Annotated in this window: 19 protein-coding genes and 2 pseudogenes; 15 read left to right on the top strand and 6 right to left on the bottom strand. The window is 69.1% G+C overall.

What is annotated here, in order from left to right; all coding sequences use genetic code 11:
- The first annotated feature begins 56 nt into the window (after positions 1-56).
- The 3 genes from DJ019_RS14575 (at position 57) to DJ019_RS14585 (ending at position 3,360) form a co-directional block, all read left to right on the top strand.
- Positions 57-1,334 (top strand): metal-dependent hydrolase family protein, encoded by a 1,278-nt coding sequence (locus DJ019_RS14575; RefSeq protein ID WP_240606500.1) that lies wholly within the window; start codon positions 57-59, stop codon positions 1,332-1,334.
- An 80-nt stretch (positions 1,335-1,414) separates the two neighbouring features.
- Complete coding sequence (locus tag DJ019_RS14580) at positions 1,415-2,575, top strand: DegT/DnrJ/EryC1/StrS family aminotransferase (RefSeq protein ID WP_111276773.1); 1,161 nt, start codon at positions 1,415-1,417, stop codon at positions 2,573-2,575.
- Between the two features lie 131 nt (positions 2,576-2,706).
- Positions 2,707-3,360 (top strand): PEPxxWA-CTERM sorting domain-containing protein, encoded by a 654-nt coding sequence (locus DJ019_RS14585; RefSeq protein ID WP_111276774.1) that lies wholly within the window; start codon positions 2,707-2,709, stop codon positions 3,358-3,360.
- A 76-nt stretch (positions 3,361-3,436) separates the two neighbouring features.
- Here DJ019_RS14585 and DJ019_RS14590 read toward each other — a convergent pair whose 3' ends face one another.
- The gene (locus DJ019_RS14590) at positions 3,437-4,117 is read right to left on the bottom strand and encodes a VOC family protein (RefSeq protein WP_111276775.1); all 681 of its coding nucleotides are present in this window, start codon (positions 4,115-4,117) and stop codon (positions 3,437-3,439) included.
- 74 nt (positions 4,118-4,191) lie between these two features.
- Between DJ019_RS14590 and DJ019_RS14595 the strand changes: the two genes are divergently transcribed.
- From DJ019_RS14595 to DJ019_RS14625, 8 genes and pseudogenes are all read left to right on the top strand, one after another.
- On the top strand, positions 4,192-5,157 hold the full coding sequence (locus DJ019_RS14595) for a quinone oxidoreductase family protein (RefSeq protein ID WP_111276776.1): 966 nt from the start codon (positions 4,192-4,194) through the stop codon (positions 5,155-5,157).
- Between the two features lie 242 nt (positions 5,158-5,399).
- Complete coding sequence (locus tag DJ019_RS14600) at positions 5,400-6,239, top strand: alpha/beta fold hydrolase (protein ID WP_111276777.1); 840 nt, start codon at positions 5,400-5,402, stop codon at positions 6,237-6,239.
- A 17-nt stretch (positions 6,240-6,256) separates the two neighbouring features.
- On the top strand, positions 6,257-7,042 hold the full coding sequence (locus tag DJ019_RS14605) for an SDR family NAD(P)-dependent oxidoreductase (RefSeq protein ID WP_111276778.1): 786 nt from the start codon (positions 6,257-6,259) through the stop codon (positions 7,040-7,042).
- Complete coding sequence (locus DJ019_RS14610; protein WP_111276779.1) at positions 7,039-7,632, top strand: histidine phosphatase family protein; 594 nt, start codon at positions 7,039-7,041, stop codon at positions 7,630-7,632. The genes DJ019_RS14605 and DJ019_RS14610 overlap by 4 nt, the downstream gene beginning before the upstream one ends.
- Before the next feature lie 9 nt (positions 7,633-7,641).
- Entirely contained in the window at positions 7,642-9,141 is a 1,500-nt protein-coding gene (locus DJ019_RS14615; RefSeq protein ID WP_111276780.1) for a M61 metallopeptidase family protein, read from the top strand.
- 198 nt (positions 9,142-9,339) lie between these two features.
- Positions 9,340-10,224, top strand: a pseudogene (locus tag DJ019_RS14620) (collagen-binding domain-containing protein); the annotation flags it as partial.
- Positions 10,225-10,260: 36 nt separating this feature from the next.
- A pseudogene (locus DJ019_RS21695) lies at positions 10,261-10,359 on the top strand (PEPxxWA-CTERM sorting domain-containing protein); the annotation flags it as partial.
- A 130-nt stretch (positions 10,360-10,489) separates the two neighbouring features.
- Positions 10,490-11,494 carry a collagen-binding domain-containing protein gene (locus DJ019_RS14625; RefSeq protein WP_111276782.1) on the top strand — a complete coding sequence of 335 codons (1,005 nt, stop codon included), beginning with the start codon at positions 10,490-10,492 and terminating at the stop codon, positions 11,492-11,494.
- A 24-nt stretch (positions 11,495-11,518) separates the two neighbouring features.
- On the opposite strand, the gene DJ019_RS14630 is transcribed toward DJ019_RS14625, so the two are convergent.
- Positions 11,519-11,722 carry a hypothetical protein gene (locus tag DJ019_RS14630; protein ID WP_111276783.1) on the bottom strand — a complete coding sequence of 68 codons (204 nt, stop codon included), beginning with the start codon at positions 11,720-11,722 and terminating at the stop codon, positions 11,519-11,521.
- Positions 11,723-11,835: 113 nt separating this feature from the next.
- Here DJ019_RS14630 and DJ019_RS14635 point away from each other — a divergent pair, with 113 nt between their 5' ends.
- Genes DJ019_RS14635 through DJ019_RS14645 form a run of 3 tightly spaced genes read left to right on the top strand, consistent with a single transcriptional unit; the run spans position 11,836 to position 13,328 of the window.
- Positions 11,836-12,582, top strand: coding sequence for a YebC/PmpR family DNA-binding transcriptional regulator (locus DJ019_RS14635; RefSeq protein ID WP_111276784.1), 747 nt, complete (start codon positions 11,836-11,838; stop codon positions 12,580-12,582).
- On the top strand, positions 12,582-12,791 hold the full coding sequence (locus DJ019_RS14640; RefSeq protein WP_111276785.1) for a hypothetical protein: 210 nt from the start codon (positions 12,582-12,584) through the stop codon (positions 12,789-12,791). Before DJ019_RS14635 ends, DJ019_RS14640 begins: the two co-directional genes overlap by 1 nt.
- A 54-nt stretch (positions 12,792-12,845) precedes the next feature.
- Positions 12,846-13,328, top strand: coding sequence for an SRPBCC family protein (locus DJ019_RS14645; protein ID WP_111276786.1), 483 nt, complete (start codon positions 12,846-12,848; stop codon positions 13,326-13,328).
- Between the two features lie 3 nt (positions 13,329-13,331).
- Here the strand turns inward: DJ019_RS14645 and DJ019_RS14650 are convergent, their stop codons facing one another.
- Positions 13,332-14,645: an SLC13 family permease gene (locus tag DJ019_RS14650; RefSeq protein ID WP_111276787.1), complete on the bottom strand. Its 1,314-nt coding sequence runs from the start codon at positions 14,643-14,645 to the stop codon at positions 13,332-13,334.
- Between the two features lie 46 nt (positions 14,646-14,691).
- Here DJ019_RS14650 and DJ019_RS14655 point away from each other — a divergent pair, with 46 nt between their 5' ends.
- The gene (locus DJ019_RS14655) at positions 14,692-15,489 is read left to right on the top strand and encodes a hypothetical protein (protein WP_133255311.1); all 798 of its coding nucleotides are present in this window, start codon (positions 14,692-14,694) and stop codon (positions 15,487-15,489) included.
- A 2-nt stretch (positions 15,490-15,491) separates the two neighbouring features.
- On the opposite strand, the gene DJ019_RS14660 is transcribed toward DJ019_RS14655, so the two are convergent.
- From DJ019_RS14660 to DJ019_RS14670, 3 genes are read right to left on the bottom strand one after another with little or no spacing between them, the layout of a single operon-like run.
- Positions 15,492-15,770 (bottom strand): DUF5985 family protein, encoded by a 279-nt coding sequence (locus DJ019_RS14660; protein ID WP_205854174.1) that lies wholly within the window; start codon positions 15,768-15,770, stop codon positions 15,492-15,494.
- The gene (locus tag DJ019_RS14665; protein WP_205854175.1) at positions 15,767-16,042 is read right to left on the bottom strand and encodes a DUF5985 family protein; all 276 of its coding nucleotides are present in this window, start codon (positions 16,040-16,042) and stop codon (positions 15,767-15,769) included. Before DJ019_RS14665 ends, DJ019_RS14660 begins: the two co-directional genes overlap by 4 nt.
- A complete protein-coding gene (locus tag DJ019_RS14670) occupies positions 16,042-16,422 on the bottom strand; it encodes a hypothetical protein (RefSeq protein ID WP_165844012.1) in 381 nt (126 codons plus the stop codon). The genes DJ019_RS14665 and DJ019_RS14670 overlap by 1 nt, the downstream gene beginning before the upstream one ends.
- Between the last annotated feature and the right edge of the window lie 31 nt (positions 16,423-16,453).

The following is a 16,453-nucleotide window of genomic DNA, read 5'->3' on the forward strand; positions in this document are numbered from 1 at the left end:
GCATCTAGGGTCCCCCAAACCTGTTTTTCGGGGGATTCCAGTTGAAGACGTTCGCCCTGGCTGCACTCTGCGCCGCCGCCATCGCCCTGCCCGCCGCCGCCCAGACGGCGGGGACTACCTTCGTCCAGGCCGGACGCGTTCTGGTCGACCCCGCGAGCGGCAAGGTCGAGACGCAGAAGACCCTGGTGATCCAGGGCGGCAAGGTGGTGCGGGTCGCCGACGGCTACGTCTCCGAGCCCGGCGGCAAGGTCGTCGACCTTAAGGATCGGTTCGTCCTGCCCGGCCTGATCGACAGCCATGTCCACATCACCGGCCAGCAGAACCCGAACAGCCGCCTGGAAGAGGTGACCCAGTCGGGCGCCGAGCAGGCGATGGTGGGCGCCCGCTACGCCCGCAAGACCCTGATGGCCGGCTTCACCACCGTGGCCGACCTCGGCGGCGACAACGAGGCCGTCTTCGCCCTGCGCAAGGCCACGGCCCTCGGCGACGTTCCCGGACCGCGCATCGTCGCCGCCGGCTCGGCGATCTCGATCCACGGCGGCCATGGCGACGTGAACGGCTACCGCGAGGACGTGATGCACGTGCTGCGGCCGGAGTCGGTCTGTTCCGGCGCGGCCGACTGCTCGCGCGCGGTCCGCGAACAGGTCTGGAAGGGCGCCGACGTCATCAAGATCACCGCCACCGGCGGCGTGCTCTCGAACACCGCCGCGGGCCTGGGCCAGCAGTTCTCGGACGAGGAGCTGAAGGCGATCGTGGACTCCGCGCACCGCATGGGTCGCCGCGTGACGGCCCACGCCCACGGGGGCGACGGCATCACCAGCTTCCTGAAGGCCGGCGGCGACTCCATCGAACACGGCACCTGGCTCGACGCCGAGGGCATCGCGCTTCTCAAGAAGAACGGGGGCTACCTCGTGCCGACCCTGATGGCGGGCGACTTCGTGGTCGGCATCGCCAAGGGCCCGAACAACTTCTTCACCCCCGCCCAGACCGCCAAGGCGCTGCAGGCCGGACCGATGATGCTGGATATGACTCGGCGCGCGCATCAGGCCGGCGTCAAGATCGCCTTCGGCACCGACACCGGAGTCTCGGCCCACGGCGACAACGCCGGCGAGTTCGCCCTCCTGCTGAAGGCGGGCATGACCTCGCTGGAGACGATCCAGGCCGCCACGGTCAACGCCGCCGACCACCTGCAGCTGGGCCAGGTCGCCGGCCGCCTCACCCCCGGCTACAGCGCCGACCTGATCGCCGTGGACGGCGACCCGACCAAGGACGCCACGATCCTGACCAAGGTCGGCTTCGTGATGAAGGACGGGGTCGTTTACAAGGCCGAGTGACGCCGCTGCGTCGGATGGGAAATCATCCGACACCAAGCGTGTTTGGCCGCGGCGCGCGACGCAGGGCATAAGCCGCGGCCATGATCCCGTTCATCGATCTCCAGGCCCAGCGGGCCCGCCTCGGCCAGCCGCTGGAGGACGCGATCCTCAAGGTGGTCCGCTCGGGCGCCTACGTCATGGGCCCCGAGATCGCCCAGTTCGAGGCCGAGCTCGCCGCCTTCGGCCAGGCGCCCTTTGCGCTGTCGTGCGGCTCGGGCACCGAGGCCCTCGTGCTGCCGCTGATGGCCTGGGAGATCGGACCCGGGGACGCGGTCTTCTGCCCGTCCTTCACCTTCGCCGCGACCGCAGAGGCGATGCCGCTTGTGGGCGCCTCGCCGGTGTTCGTGGACGTGCTGCCCGACACCTACAACCTCGACCCCGCCAAGCTCGACGCCGCGATCCAGGCCGTGAAGGCCGAGGGCAAGCTCACGCCCCGTGCCGTGATCGCCGTCGACCTGTTCGGCCAGCCCGCGAACTATCCGGCCATCGCGGCCGTCTGTGCGCAGCATGGCCTGAAGCTGATCGCCGACAGCGCCCAGGGCTTCGGCGGCACGCTCCGGGGTCACCACCCGATCCACTGGGCGGACGTGACCACCACCTCGTTCTTCCCGGCCAAGCCGCTGGGCTGCTACGGCGACGGCGGGGCGGTGCTGTGCAAGGACGTGCGCCTTCACGACCTGCTGGTCTCCTTGCGCGTCCACGGCCAGGCGGTGAAGTCCGACCTGGAAGGCCGCACCTTCGACCATGACCCCAAATACCTGAACATGCGGGTCGGGATGAACAGCCGGATGGACACCATCCAGGCCGCGGTGCTCTTGCAGAAGCTGACCATCTTCGCCGACGAGATCGAGGCCCGGAACAACGTCGCCGCCCGCTACGCCGAGGGCCTCGGCGACGTGGTCCGCACGCCAGCCGTGATGGACGGCGGCGTCTCCGTCTGGGCGCAATACACCATCGAGACCGACGACCGCGACGGCCTGGCGGCCCACCTGCGGGGCGAGGGCGTTCCGACGGCGGTCTACTATCCGATCCCGCTGCACAGACAGGCGCCCTACGCCCGCTATCCGCAGCCCGGCGGCCTGCCGGTGACGGAGGCCGCGGCCGGGCGGGTCATCAGCCTGCCCATGCACGCCTACCTCCAGCCCGAAACCCAGGACGTGATCATCTCGGCGATCCGCAACTGGGTGAAGCGGAACGGCTAGGCCGGCGGCTCCCTTTGCGTGCGCTCGGATGACAATTCCCCTCGGCGGGGAATTGTCTAGCTTCCGGCCGGCAAATCACGCCTGAACGTCGCCACCGGCGAGGGTGCGCCGGCATTGAGTCGGGGATTCTGATGAAGTTGAAGATCGCAGCCGCTTTCGCGGCCTTTTCCATGCTGTCCGTCGGCGGCGCGGCCCAGGCCGCCGTCATCTACGACAACTTCACCCGCAGCGAATACCACGCTCAAATCTCGAACTACGGCTACACCGCGGTCTTCCAGTCCAACATTGACCAGACGATCAACCAGATTGGCTCCCGTCTTCGAGGCGGCGAATCCGACGTCAAGTTCGTGATCATCGATCTGGGCAATGGCGTCGACCCGACTTCCACTGGCCAGACCGTGTTCAGCGATGTGAGCCACGTCGTCGCCGGCGAAGGGTACGACTGGTTCTATTCCGATCTGTTCTCCTTCAACCTCAACGCTGGACGCTGGTACGCCGTCGGCGCCGTCGGCGCGCCAGGCTCTCCCCTGTACGTGAGCGGTGACTACGCCGCTCCGATCAACCCCGGCCCGACGTTCACGGCCTATTCCAACCGGAACATGAACGTCATGAGCTACGACAACCCTGACAGCAATCTCGGTTTCGCCTGCTGCAACTTCCACACCCGGCTGCTCACCAGCGACAGTGTAGGCGCGGTGCCCGAGCCGGCGACCTGGGCGCTGATGATCCTCGGTTTCGGCAGCGCGGGCGCGATGCTCCGCCGGACCCGCTTCGCCGCGGCCTGAGGCCCGGCGCGGACATGTTCGACGAAGGGGCTCCGGCGGCGACGCCGGAGCCCCTTTCGCATAGGGAGGTCGGTGGTCAGGCCTCCAGCGAGCCGGTGATCGACGCGCGCTGGGACAGCTCGATCCAGTTGCCGTCGGGATCGCGCACCATCGAGATACGCGCCGTTGTTCCCAGCGTCACGGGCGCCAGCGCCTCGCGCCCTCCAGCCGCCAGGACCTTGGCGTGCTCGGCGTCAACCTTGAAGACCTGGAGGGTGATGTAGCGCCAGCCCGGCCCCTGCATCTGGGCGTCGGCCGGCGCATCCGGATCGGCCTCCAGCAGGACGAGGCTCTCGCCGGCGCGGAACACGCCCGGCCGCTCCTCCGGCAGACCCAGGGCCTGGCCATAGAAGCGCCGATGGACCTCGACGTCGCGCACGCCGAGCCGCACGCCGATCTGGGTGACGCCCTCGAAGCCCGGTGGGACGAGCGTGACCCGATTGCCTTCGGGATCGGCCATGGCCTTCGGGGCCGCCAGCCCTTGGCGCGCGATCAGCAACTCGCGGTAGCCGCTGGGCGGGGTGGCCGGCAGCGGCGCCTCGTGGTGGTTGATCTTCAGCACGCTACCGAGCACGTCGTGCCGGTGCTGGTCCTGGCCGCGCCGGATCGGCAGTACGTGATCCAGCGGAACGCCCACCTCACCCTGCCAGAACGCCAGCATGGGCTGGAGGTCGTTGGTCGCGAGTCCGATGTCGATGCGCGGCTTGGCCAGTTCCATGGCACCCTCCCCTTGCGTCAGCACCATCGGCATGGAATGTGTGAAGTCAAACAGATGTTTGAGGGGATGGGCCGATGAAGGCTGCGGTCTACTACAAGAATGGCGGTCCCGAGGTTCTGCGCTACGAGGACGTTCCCGACCCGCAATGCCATCCCAAGGGCGTCGTGATCCGCGTCGAGGCGGTGTCGATCGAAGGCGGCGACACCCTGAACCGCTTCCGCGGCCCCCTCGTCACCCATCCCCACATCGTGGGCTACCAGGCCGCCGGCGAGGTGGTCGAGGTCGGCGCCGAGGTCACCACGCTGAAGGTCGGCGACCGGGTGTGCACCACCGGCGCTTTCGGCAGCCACGCCGAGCTGCGCGCCGTGCCGGCCCGCACCGCCTGGAAGATCCCCGACGGCCTCAGCACGAAGGAGGCGGCGGTCATCCCGGTCACCTTCGGCACCGCCGACGACTGCCTGTTCGAGTTCGGCCGCATGAAGAAGGGCGAGGTCGTCCTCGTCCAGGCCGGCGCGTCCGGCGTGGGCGTAGCCGCGATCCAGCTCGCGGCCCGGGCGGGCGCCTCCATGGTCCTGGCGACCGCCTCGTCGGACGAGCGGCTTGAGAAGCTGAAGGCCTATGGCCTCACCCACGGCATCAACTACCGCACCCACGACGTCGTGCAGGAGGTCATGCGCCTCACCGACAAGAAGGGCTGCGACGTGATCGTCGATTCCGTCGGCGGCCCCACCCTGCAGTCGTCGATCCTCAGCCTCGCCTACCGCGGCCGGGTGTCGATGGTGGGCCAGGCCGGCCGCGAGCCCATGACCGTGGACGTCGGCTCGATGATGGGCGGCAACCGCAGCCTCTCGGGCGTGTTCCTGGGCGCCGAAATCAACACTGACCGGGTGCAGGCCAACATCCAGCGCCTGATCGGCGACGTGGCGAAGGGCGAACTGAAGGTGCTGATCGACCGCGAATTCCCGCTGTCGCAGGCGGCCGAGGCGCACCGCTACATCGAAAGCCGTCAGGCGGTGGGACGGGTCCTGCTGATCCCCTGACGGCCTCTAGCCGAAGATCTTCAGCCACAGGCCTGCAAGGCCAAGCAGGATGAACGCCCACATCGCCAGGGACAGCAACAGGGGAACGATCACGCGCATGCTTCGGCTCGGCCCCTCCCCGCGGGCGATTCTGGCGACCATGATTGGCGCACAAGATTTCGGAAGACCAGCCGATTCACGTGCAGGGATTGTCGCAGCAGCCAGGACACAACTCTCAAGGTACGCGGCAGGGAGGACTATTGATGCCTAGAGCGCGAAACGGCGCCGTCGAGATCGAGTACCAGAGCTTCGGCGACGACCGGCCGGAAACGGTGCTGCTGGTGAATGGCCTGGGGTCGCAAATGACCCGCTGGCCCGAGGCGTTCTGCGAGAAACTGGTGGCCAGGGGCTACCGCGCCATCCGGTTCGACAACCGCGACACGGGGCTCTCCACCTGGTTCAAGTCGGGCGACCGTTACATCCTGAAGGACATGGCCGCCGACGCAATGGCGGTGCTCGATGCGGCCGGCGTGAAGCAGGCCCACATCGCCGGCGTCTCCATGGGCGGCATGATCGTGCAGCGCATCGCGATCGACTATCCGGCGCGGGTTCTGTCGCTCACCTCGATCATGTCGGCGCCGTCGGGCGACGTGGTCGCCACGCCCGAGGCCATGGCGGTGATCAGCAACCCGCCGCCCGATCCGGCCGCGGACTACGAGGCCTTCGTGGCCCACGGGGTGAAGAACGCCCGCGTCATCGGCAGTCCGGCCTATCCCTGGACCGACGCCGAGCTGCGCGAGCGCGTGGTCGCCGAGCACGCCCGAGCCTTCAACCCGGCCGGGGTGGGCCGTCAGCGCCAGGCCATCGGCGCCGACGGCGACCGGACCGAGGAGCTGCGCAAGCTCAACGTCCCGACCGTCGTCCTCCATGGCGAGGACGATCCGCTCGTCCAGCCGGTCGGCGGGCGCGAGACGGCGGCGGCCATCCCCGGCGCCGAATTGCGGATGATCCCCGGCATGGGCCACGACGTGCCGCCGGCTCTCTACGACACTTTCGTCGACGCCATCTGCGCCGCAGCCAGCCGCGCCAAGACCAACGCTTGAGTCATCAGAGGAACATCATGGGACGTCTTTCCGGCCGCTCGGCCGTCATCACCGGCGCGGCCAGCGGCATCGGCCGGGCCTCGGCCAAGCTGTTCGCCGCCGAGGGCGCGCGCCTGATCATCGCCGACAGGGCCGAGGCCGTCGCCGAAACCGCCGAGGCGATCAAGGCCGCCGGGGGCAAGGCGGTCGCGGTGGTCGGCGACGCCGGGGACGACGCCTTCGTGAAGGGTCTCGTGGAGCGGGCCAAGGCCGAGTACGGCGCGCTCGACATCTTCTGGGCCAACGCCGGCATCTCCGGCGGCTTTGCCCCGCTGCACGAGCAGACGGCCGACTACTGGGCCGAGATCCTGCGGGTGAACCTGATCGGCGCGTTCCTGGGCGTGAAGTACGCCTCCGAAGCCATGATCCCCCAAGGCAAGGGTTCGATCATCTGCACCGCCTCGGTGGCGGGCATCCGCTCGGGCGCCGGCGGCCCGGCCTATTCGGCCTCGAAGGCGGGGGTGATCAGCCTCGTCCAGACCGCCTGCAACGAGCTGTACGGCACGGGCATCCGCGTCAACGCCGTGGCTCCCGGCCTCATCGAGACCGGCATGACCAAGCCCATCTTCGATGGCGCCCGCGCCCGCGGCAACGAGGACAAGATCGGCCAACTCAACCCGACCACCCGCTACGGCCAACCGGAAGAGATCGCCGCGGCGGCCCTGTTCCTCGCCTCGGACGACGCCTCCTACGTCAACGGCCAGACCCTGGCGGTGGACGGCGGCCTGTCGACCTCCCACCCGGTCGTCCGCCGCAAGAAATGATCATCCTCCTGCGCCATGGCGAAACCTTCTGGAACCGGGAACGCCGGATCCAGGGTCACACCGAAAGCGACCTCACGCCGCTCGGCCTGCGGCAGGCGGAAGCCATGGCGCGGCTCGCCGCCGACCTCGTCGCCCGCGAGGGCGGTGGCTGGCGGCTCGTCGCAAGCCCGATCGGCCGGGCGCAGCGCACCGCCGAGGCGGTGGCCCGCGCCACCGGTCTCACCGTCGAGACCGACGCCCGGCTCGCAGAGGTCTGTTGCGGCGAGTGGGAAGGGCGGCTCCGGGCGGAAGTCGCGGAGATCCATCCCGAGCGCTTCGCAACCGGCGAATGGTTCTTCGGCGCGCCGGGCGGCGAGACGTTCGAGGACGTCCACGCCCGGGCCGCAAGCTGGCTCGCCGACCTGCCGCCGGAGAGCGAGCGTCGGGTGATCGCCGTCAGCCACGGCGTTACGGGCCGCCTTGTGCGCGGGGCCTATGCGGGGCTGGATCGCCACGCCACCCTGGCGCAGGACGTGCCGCAGGACGCGATCTACCGCCTTCAAAACGGCCAGATCGACCGCTTCGACTGCGAGCCCGTCGAACCGGTCTAAGAAGGCCTGATGCGCCTCCTCGCCCTCACCGCCACCGCCGTCCTCCTGATGGGGGCGGGCAAGCCCGAGACCGTGGATTATCGGCTGGGGGTCGCGGCCGACGGGAAGCTGGACGTCGAGTTACGCTTCCGTGGCGAGCCGGATGGCGAGACGCAACTCATCATCCCCCAACGGCTGGCCTCGGGCCTCGCGGTCTCTGGCGCCCAGCTGACGGCTCCGGCCACGCTCCGTCACCGCCCGGGTGCGAAGATCGCGATCCGCTACCGGTCTCCCTCGTCGCCCAACGGCGTCGCGGCGCTGGGCGAGTCCCTCTTCGCCGCGCCCTCCGGCCTGGAGGGCGCAGCCGCCACCTTCCGATGGTCGCGCCTCCCAAAGGGTTGGGCGACGGCGACGGACCTGGAACACGGCGCGATGGGACGGGCGCTGACGGTGGCCGCGGTCCGCCAGTCTGTGATTGTCGCCGGGCCCGACCTGCATGTGGCGCAGCGGACGCTTTCGAACGGAGTCCTGCGCGCCGCCCTGCGGGGCCGCGACGCTACGATGGCCGAACAGCTCGCGGATGCAGCCGTCCCCGTGATCGTCGCCCACCGCGCCTATTTTGGCGACGGGGCCGGACCGGTCCTGGTGGTCCGCACCCCGGCGGCCGACCAGCCCCTGAACCGCGGCGACGCCGTGGCCCTCCCCGTCGCTGGCATCTCCGACAGAGGTCTGCAGCGCGCCATCGCCTCTGCGTACGTCCGCGCCTGGGTCCCGGAACGGCTCGGCCGCATGGAAGAGGCGCCGAGTTCAGCGCGACGCTTGGCCGACGGGATCGCCGGCTTGGCCGCGGAGCGGAGCCTGCTCCGATCAGGCCTGCTGACCCCGGATTCAGCCGTCGGCCAGCTCGCCGAGGCCGACACCGCCCGCGACCCCGGCTCGCGCGCCCTGATACTCGCCCTCAAGTGGGACGAGGACATTCGGCGCAAGACCGGCGGCAAGGCCGACCTGGACGACGTGATCCTGAGGATGCGCGATCACTACCAACAGTTCCCGCCCGGCCAGGGACCGGACGTGGTCACGGGCCTCGTCTCCGCCGCCTGGGTCGTGGCGCAGATCGACCTCAGGCCCGACATCGCCCGCTATGCCGACGGCGGGGCGGTGATCCCGCTGCCGGAGCAGATGTTCGACGGCTGCCTCGACGCCCGGGTGACGGTGACGCCGGGGTTCGACGCCGGCTTTGACCATGCGGCGTCGCAGGCTTCCAAGGTCGTGAAGGGCGTCCGCCGTCGGGGTCCCGCCTGGAACAGCGGCCTGCGCGACGGCATGCGGATCGAGTCGCTGAAGCTGACGCCCGGCGACATGACGCGGGAGATCGAGCTGATTGTCCGGCCGGCGCGGGGCGGCCGCGCCCGCACCATCCGCTTCTGGCCCTATGGTGATGTCGACGTGGAGACGCGTCGGCTCCAGCTCGCGCACGGCCTTGCCGGCGAGGCGCTGGCGGCCTGCGGGCGCAAGATCGCCGGCCTCTAGGCCCCCCAGAATGAGTAGCGGTGAGCGGCGCGTTGGCGCCTCCGTTAACCGCGCCCGTGCGTAGGTCGGCTGATGCGTATGCGTCCGACCCTTCTTGTCCTCACCGCCGCCACCGCCCTGGCCGGCGCGCGCGTGGCCGCGGCCGATCCTTTGCCCCCCGCCTCCAATGCCGCCCAGGTGAACGGGGGCCTGCAGGCGATGCGGGACTACAACCTGATCGTCCTCAAGGACCTGAAGTCCACGTCCGAGGTCCAGGGCCGCACGTTCGTGGGCGGCAACCTTTCGGGCGGGTCCTCCAACTATTTCACCAAGCCCGGCGGTCAGTCCGGCACGGCGCTCACCGTCGGCGGCGACGTCACCGGTGGCGCCAAGAACGTGGGCAACGGCGGCAACCTCAAGGTCGGCGGCGACCTGACGTCGGGCGCCAATATGAATGGCGGCGGCCAGGTCATGGTGGGCGGCGACGCCAAGGGGGTGAACGCCAATGGCGCCTCGGTCTATGCCGGCGGCGACGTGAAGAACACCAACGCCCAGCACATCTACCACGGCGGTTCGGTGTCGAATTCGAATGGCGCGAAGCACGGTGGCGACGACACCACCGATGGCCTGCAGGACCTGATCGACGACCAGACCGGCGCATTCGCGACCGACCTGCTCGCGACCTCGGCGTACCTCTCCGGCCTGACGCCGACGGACGTCCTGACCTATTCGGCGAATGGGCAGCAGGCGATCTTCGATCCAGGCGCAGGCGCCGGCGTGGCCGTGTTCTCCCTGGCGAACCTGGAACAGGCGCTGAAGACCCGCAGCCAGCTCGTCTTCAACGCACCGACGACCTATGACGCGGTGATCGTCAACGTCGCCGGGACCACCGTGAAGCTGCCCAGCAGCATCAACTTCAATGGCCCGACGGGACTCGGCACGCGGGTCATCTGGAACTTCTGGGAGGCGACCAGCGTCGATCTGGGATCCAAGAGCTGGTACGGCTCGATCCTCGCGCCCAACGCCTACCTCAAGACCAACAACTTCGTCGAAGGCACGGTCGTCGCCCGGGATATGTACCAGAACGGCGCGGTGCGGATGGGCGCCTTCGCCGGCAGCCTCAGCATCGACGAGATGCGGACGGCCGTGCCCGAACCGGCGACCTGGGCGATGATGATCCTCGGCTTTGGCGGCATCGGCGCCGTCCTGCGCCGCCGGCGCCTGCCGCTCGCGGCCTGAGCAGCCCCGCCCGACCGAGCCCGCGCCCGTGTGCAGCGCAGCAATTCGTTGATCGCCTCCTGCGCGAAGCAGATTGCGCACGCATGCTGCAGTCGCTAAGGCCGACGAACTCTCGTCGGGGGACACCAATATGAATCTGCGGAAGACCGCGGCGTCGCTGGCCGTTTGCATGGGCGCACTCACGGCGGGCGCGGCCCACGCGGGCGTCACCGAGATGAACGCCGCCCTCGACGCGATGGGCCGCTACAACCTCATCGTCCAGGGGAACGTCACCTCGTCGAGCGAGGTCGAGGGACGCGCTTTCGTCGGCGGCTCGGTGCTGGGGAACGCCAGCAACTACAATCTCGACAACCTTTCGGGCGCCGGCCTGACCGTCGTCGGCAATGTGGACGGCGGGAAGAAGAACGTCCGCGGCGACATCCTTGTGGGCGGCAACGTGGTGAGCGGCGTCGAATTCCAATCCCCGGCGCCGCATACGCTCACCTACGGCGGCACGCTCGCCAACACCAACATCAACGGCAATGTGGTCATCCAGGACCCCGGTCTCGGCGCGTCCCTGGCGGCGGAACGCGACGCCATGTTCGCGGGCCTCAACGAGCTGTCGCTCTACCTGGCCAGCCTCGATGAGACGCACACGGCCACGCCCGTCAGCGGCAACCTGACGTTCAATCCCGGCGCAGGGTCCGGCGTCGCGGTCTACAGCATCGCCGACCTGCCCGCCGCCCTCGGCGCCACCAGCAACCTGCAGTTCGCCTTCCCCACCAGCTACGACGCGGTCGTGGTCAATGTGGCGGGTTCGAACATCGCCCTGCCTGGCGGGTTCAACTTCAACGGTCCCTCGGGACTGGGCACGAAGGTGATCTGGAACTTCTACGAGGCCACGAGCCTGAATTTCGGGTCCAAGAGCTGGTACGGATCGGTCCTCGCCCCGAAGGCCTCCGCATCGATCGGAAACTTCATCGAAGGGACGGCGGTCTTCGCCAGCCTCAACCAGAACGGCGAGATTCACACGCCGGGCTTTGGCGACTGGAGGTTCCAGGCCGTCCCGGAGCCGGCTACCTGGGCGATGATGATCCTGGGGTTCGCCAGCATCGGCGCCGCGCTCCGCCGGCGCCCGGCAGCGGTCGCCGCCTGACGGTCAATGGACGGGGCCTCGGCCTCATTTCCACGGCGGCAATCCCTCCCGTCTGGGCGCGAGCCATCGCCAGGCCATGATGGCTCCGCAGGCCGCCGCGGCGCCGAGCGCAAAAGCCGCCGCGAGCCCCGCCGCGCCGGCGCGGAACTCGCCAGGCTCCATCCAGTGGACGAGTTCGCCGTCGGCGGGCGTCGTCTCGGTGGAGAATTCGTCTGTTTCCACGCTCATGAGCGTCGCTCCGGGTTGCCGCCAAGCTAACCCGCTGCCGCCTCGGGGGTTCCGCCCGCCCGCACCGCCGGTGTAGAAGCAGCGCCTGCATCCACGGCTGACTCCAAGGGACCATGGCCGGACATTCAAAGTTCAAGAACATCATGCACCGCAAGGGCCGCGCCGACTCGGCCCGGTCCAAGCTGTTCTCCAAGCTCTCGCGCGAGATCACCGTGGCGGCCAAGGCTGGCCTGCCCGATCCCAACATGAACGCGCGCCTGCGCCTGGCCGTGGCCAACGCCAAGGCCGAGTCCATGCCCAAGGACGTGATCGACCGGGCCATCAAGAAGGCGGCTGGCGGCGACGCGGAGTCCTACGAGGAAATCCGCTACGAGGGCTTCGGCCCCGGCGGCGTCGGCGTCATCGTCGAGGCCCTGACCGACAACCGCAACCGCTCGGCCTCCACCGTCCGCTCCACCTTCACCAAGTGTGGGGGCAACCTGGGCGAGACGGGCTCGGTATCGTTCATGTGGGACCGGGTCGGTCAGATCGTCTACGGCGCCGACGCCGGTTCGGAAGACAAGGTCATGGAGGCCGCGATCGAAGCCGGGGCGGACGATGTGGAATCCGATGAGGACGGCCACACGGTCTACACGGCCTTCGAACAGCTCTCGGAAGTGTCCGCCGCCCTGGAAGCGGCCCTCGGGCCTGCCAAGTCGACCCAGCTCGCCTGGCGGCCGAAGGCGCTCACGCCCCTGTCGGGCGACGCGGTGGCCACGCTCATGAAGCTGATCGAAACGCTGGAGGACGACGACGACGTCCAGAACGTCTACTCCAACGCCGACATCTCGGCCGAGGATCTGGAGAAGCTCGCCGGCTGATGGCCAAGCCCCCGCCCGAGGACGACCAGCGCATCACCGACCTCAACCGGTATCGCAAGGCGAAGGAAGCGGAGCGCAAGCGGCCGCCCCCCAAGCCCCCGCGACCGCGGGAGGGGCTTCTTGGCTCCAATCCGAAGGCGGGATTGATCCTGGCGATCGCGGTTATCGTGCTGCTGGCGCTCTTCGTCGTACCGATGTTTCTGAGGTGATAGGCGCCGCGGCGTCCACCTCGCTAAGGTAGCCTCCACATCGGGGGGACCACCATGAAGACCATCGCCTGCCTCGCCGCCTGCATGGCCGCGCTTTCCGTCGCCGCTCCGGCCCGGGCCGCTGGGGACTACGTCTCGATCGTCCAGGAGACCGAGATCAACGCCCCGGCCGCCACGGCATGGTCCAGACTCAAGGGCTACTGCGACATCGGCGCCTGGCTGAAGGCGCCGTGCGAGATCACTTCGGGCAAGGACGGCGAACTGGGCGCGGTCCGCAAGATAGCCAACCGGATCGAGGAGGTGATCGTGGCGGTCACTCCGATGTCGTACACCTACGCCGACGTGGACACGAAGATCCTGTACCACGGCACGGTCGAGATCCGGCCGGTGGACAACGCGAAATCCAAGCTCGTCTACACCCTGTTCTTCGACCAGACCTCGATCCCGGCGGAGCAGAGGGACGCCAACAGGACCCGCCGCCAGCAGATGTTCGCCGGCGTGATGGCGACCATGAAGACGATCGCCGAGGCGAAGTAAGCGTCAGAACGGGAAGAACGCTGGGATGGCCAGCATCCCCGCTCCCCAGGTGATCAGGTTGAGCGGCAAGCCCACACGCAGGAAGTCCAGGTAACTGTACCGCCCCATCTCGTAGACCAGCACGTTCGTCTGGTAGCCGAAGGGCGTGGCGAAGGCGGCGCTCGCGGCCAGCATGATGGCGATCAGGAAGGGCTGCGGGCTGACGCCCAGGCTTTCGGCCAGCGCAACCGCCAGCGGCGTGGCCAGGACGGCTACGGCCGCATTGGACAATACCTCGGTCGCGAACAGCGTGACGCCGTACAGCAGCGCCAGGGCGACCAGGGGATGCAAGCCCTGAACGGCCGTGATCAGGCCGTTCGTGGCGGCGCTGGCGAGTCCTGAGACCTCAAGCGAAAGGCCGACGACGACCATGCCCGCAATGAGCAGCAGGATCTCGGGACGCAGGCCGCGATAGGCTTCGTCGGCGCTGATGACCCGCATCAGGATGAGCCCCACCGCACCGGTGAAGGCGGCGGCCGCGATCGGCGCGTAGCCGAGCGCGGCGACCACCACCACAGTCACGAAGACCACCAGCGATATGAGTCCCTTTCTCAAGTCGAGTGGTCGCGGCTGGGCGAACAGGGTCGGGTCGCCCACCGACCCTGTCTGGGCGTGCGAGGCTTCGGCGAGCGCGTCCCTGGACTGTTCATCCTCGCTGGACGGGCCGCTTCCCTTCAGCAGTCTCGGCGCCGCCAGGAGGAGGTAGGCGCCCCCGGCCAGGGCCACCACCAGCGCCACGGGCGTGATGTCGAAGAGGCCGAACCCCGGCTGGCCTGCGCTCCGCGCCATGTCGTTGACGAGCAGGTTGGTCGACGTACCGATCAGCGTGCAGGCGCCGCCCAGGATGGTCACGTATGACAGCGGAATCAGAAACCGGCGCGGCGACAGCCCCTGAGCGTTGGCCACATCCCGAACAACGGGCGCCGCAAGGACGACGATGGGGGTGTTGTTGAGAAAGGCGGACGCCCCGCCGCATATGCCGATCACCAACCAGATCCCAAGCGCGCCCAGACGCCGGCAAAGGCGGATGGCGAGCGCGATGAGCGCGTCGAGCACGCCCGACAGCTCCAGCGCATAGGCGATGACGAACAGCGACGCCAAGGCGATCAGCGCTGGACTCGCGAAGGCGCTCTGCGCTTCGACGGGGCGGACCACGCCCAGACCAAGGAGCGCGGCGGCGCCCGCCAGCGCCACGACGTCGGAGCGCACGCGCCCCCATATCAAGGCCGCCACCACGACCACCAGCACGGCCAGCGCAGCAGTTTGGTCGAAGGTCATGCGCCCGAGCGTAGGCCATCGGACGTACGGCTGCTATCGTTGGGCCATGCGTTATCCGCCGACCCGTTCGGTACGCCGGCTGACCGCCGTGGCGTTTGCGTCATTCCTGGCCGCCTGCTCCCGCGCCGAACCCGAGCCCGCAACGCCGAGCCCTGCGGCGCCAGCGCCTCTCTCGCCGGCGGTCCCTGCGCCTCTTCCCGTTCTCTCACGCGCCGACCTCATCGCCGTGGCCGCCACGGCCGCCGAGGCGCACGCAGCGGGCGCAGCGTATCCGCAGGACGTGGCCGCCCTTGCCGGCCGCCGCTTCGAGGCCCGCCAGCCATTTGGCTGCGCCGGACCCCGCCCATCCGAGACCGCGGATGGTTATGTCATCGACGAAGACCGCAGGGCGATGACGATCCAGATGACCGCGACGTCGTGGTCCGATGAGGGGTGGCGGCAGGCTTTCTCCGCCCCCGACTCCCCAGCGGAAGCGCTGGAGGGATTCTGGCTGCGGCGTCCCTGGATCACGTCGGCCGCATGTCCGGCCTCCAGCGGCGTGGAAGGTCCCGCAAGCGGCGAGAGCCTCGGCCTGGTCCGCGTCTTCGCCGCCGGTGGGTCCCGGATTCCTCGGCGGGGCGAGCGCCCCTATCGCACGACGGTGAAGCTTGAACCGGACGCCCCGCCTCCGGCCATGCCCCTGCAACTGGTCGTGCGCGGCAAGATCGCCGACGCAGGGGGCCGGCCGATCCGGTGCCGGGCCGGCGGGCCCGACCAGCGGCCGGTGTGCCTCGTGAGCATCACGCTGGAGCGCGTCTCCTTCGAGACGGCCGACGGCGCCACGGTCGCGGATTGGCGGGAATAGGCCTACCGCCGCACCAGGTTCTTGCGCAGCACGGCCGCGATGATCAGCACGAAGGCCGCGAGGCGCAGCAGATAGATGTAACCCTGGTGCTCGTCCGGAATGTCGAGCATGACCGGGGCGGCCTGGTTGGCCGCCAGCAGGGCGAAGGCCACGGCGAAGGCGGCGAACAGGCCGTCGCCCGTGCGGCGCCAGAACTTCAGGAAGAAGAGGCCGACCGCCAGGAAGCCGAGGCAGAGGGCGCCGGCGGAGAAGGCCGCGATGGTCGGATCTGGCTGGGTCACCGCTCCGCCTCCCAGATGAAGCCGTAGAGCAGGACGCCGACGGCCAGCGCCGAGGCGGCCTGGCGCATCGGCCAGAGATAGAGATCGGGAAAGACGATCAGGTCGCTGACCAGGAAGAGGTTGTTCAGCGCCAGGAAGACGAAGCCCAGCGCCGTCCAGAACAGGAGCCGGGATCGTGTCTCGCGCCAGGCGGCAAGCAACAGGAACGCACACAGCGCGCTGGCCGCCAGGCACAGGGCATAGACGAGGGAAGGTCCGAGTTCCGCCGCCATCACTTGTCGCCTCGCCATTTGAACGCGTCGGCCAGACCCTGGACGGGATCCGGTCGCGCGATGAGATTGATGATGGTGACGGGACGTTCGCGGTAGGCCGCCTCGAGCCTGGCGGCGAGCGCATCGATCACGGGGCTGGCCGGCGCATAACGCCACGCCCCTTCCCCGCTTATCGCCAGCCCGCTCCGCTCGAACGCGGCGAGATTGTCCTGCACCAGATTGATGGAAGCCCGGAGCTCAGCGACCAGCTGTTCCGGCGACCAGGCGCGATCAGCGTCGCGGCGCAGCACGAGCAGCAGCTCGACCGCCCAGACCGAGCGCATATGCTCGCGGACGAAGCTGGCCAGCTCCGCGCTATCCGGCACGTCGTCGCCCCCCAAAAAACCAGACCCTGTCCGCCAAGCACCCTGG

Origin of the sequence: Phenylobacterium kunshanense (genome assembly GCF_003254525.1) — a bacterium.
Lineage (GTDB): Bacteria > Pseudomonadota > Alphaproteobacteria > Caulobacterales > Caulobacteraceae > Phenylobacterium > Phenylobacterium kunshanense.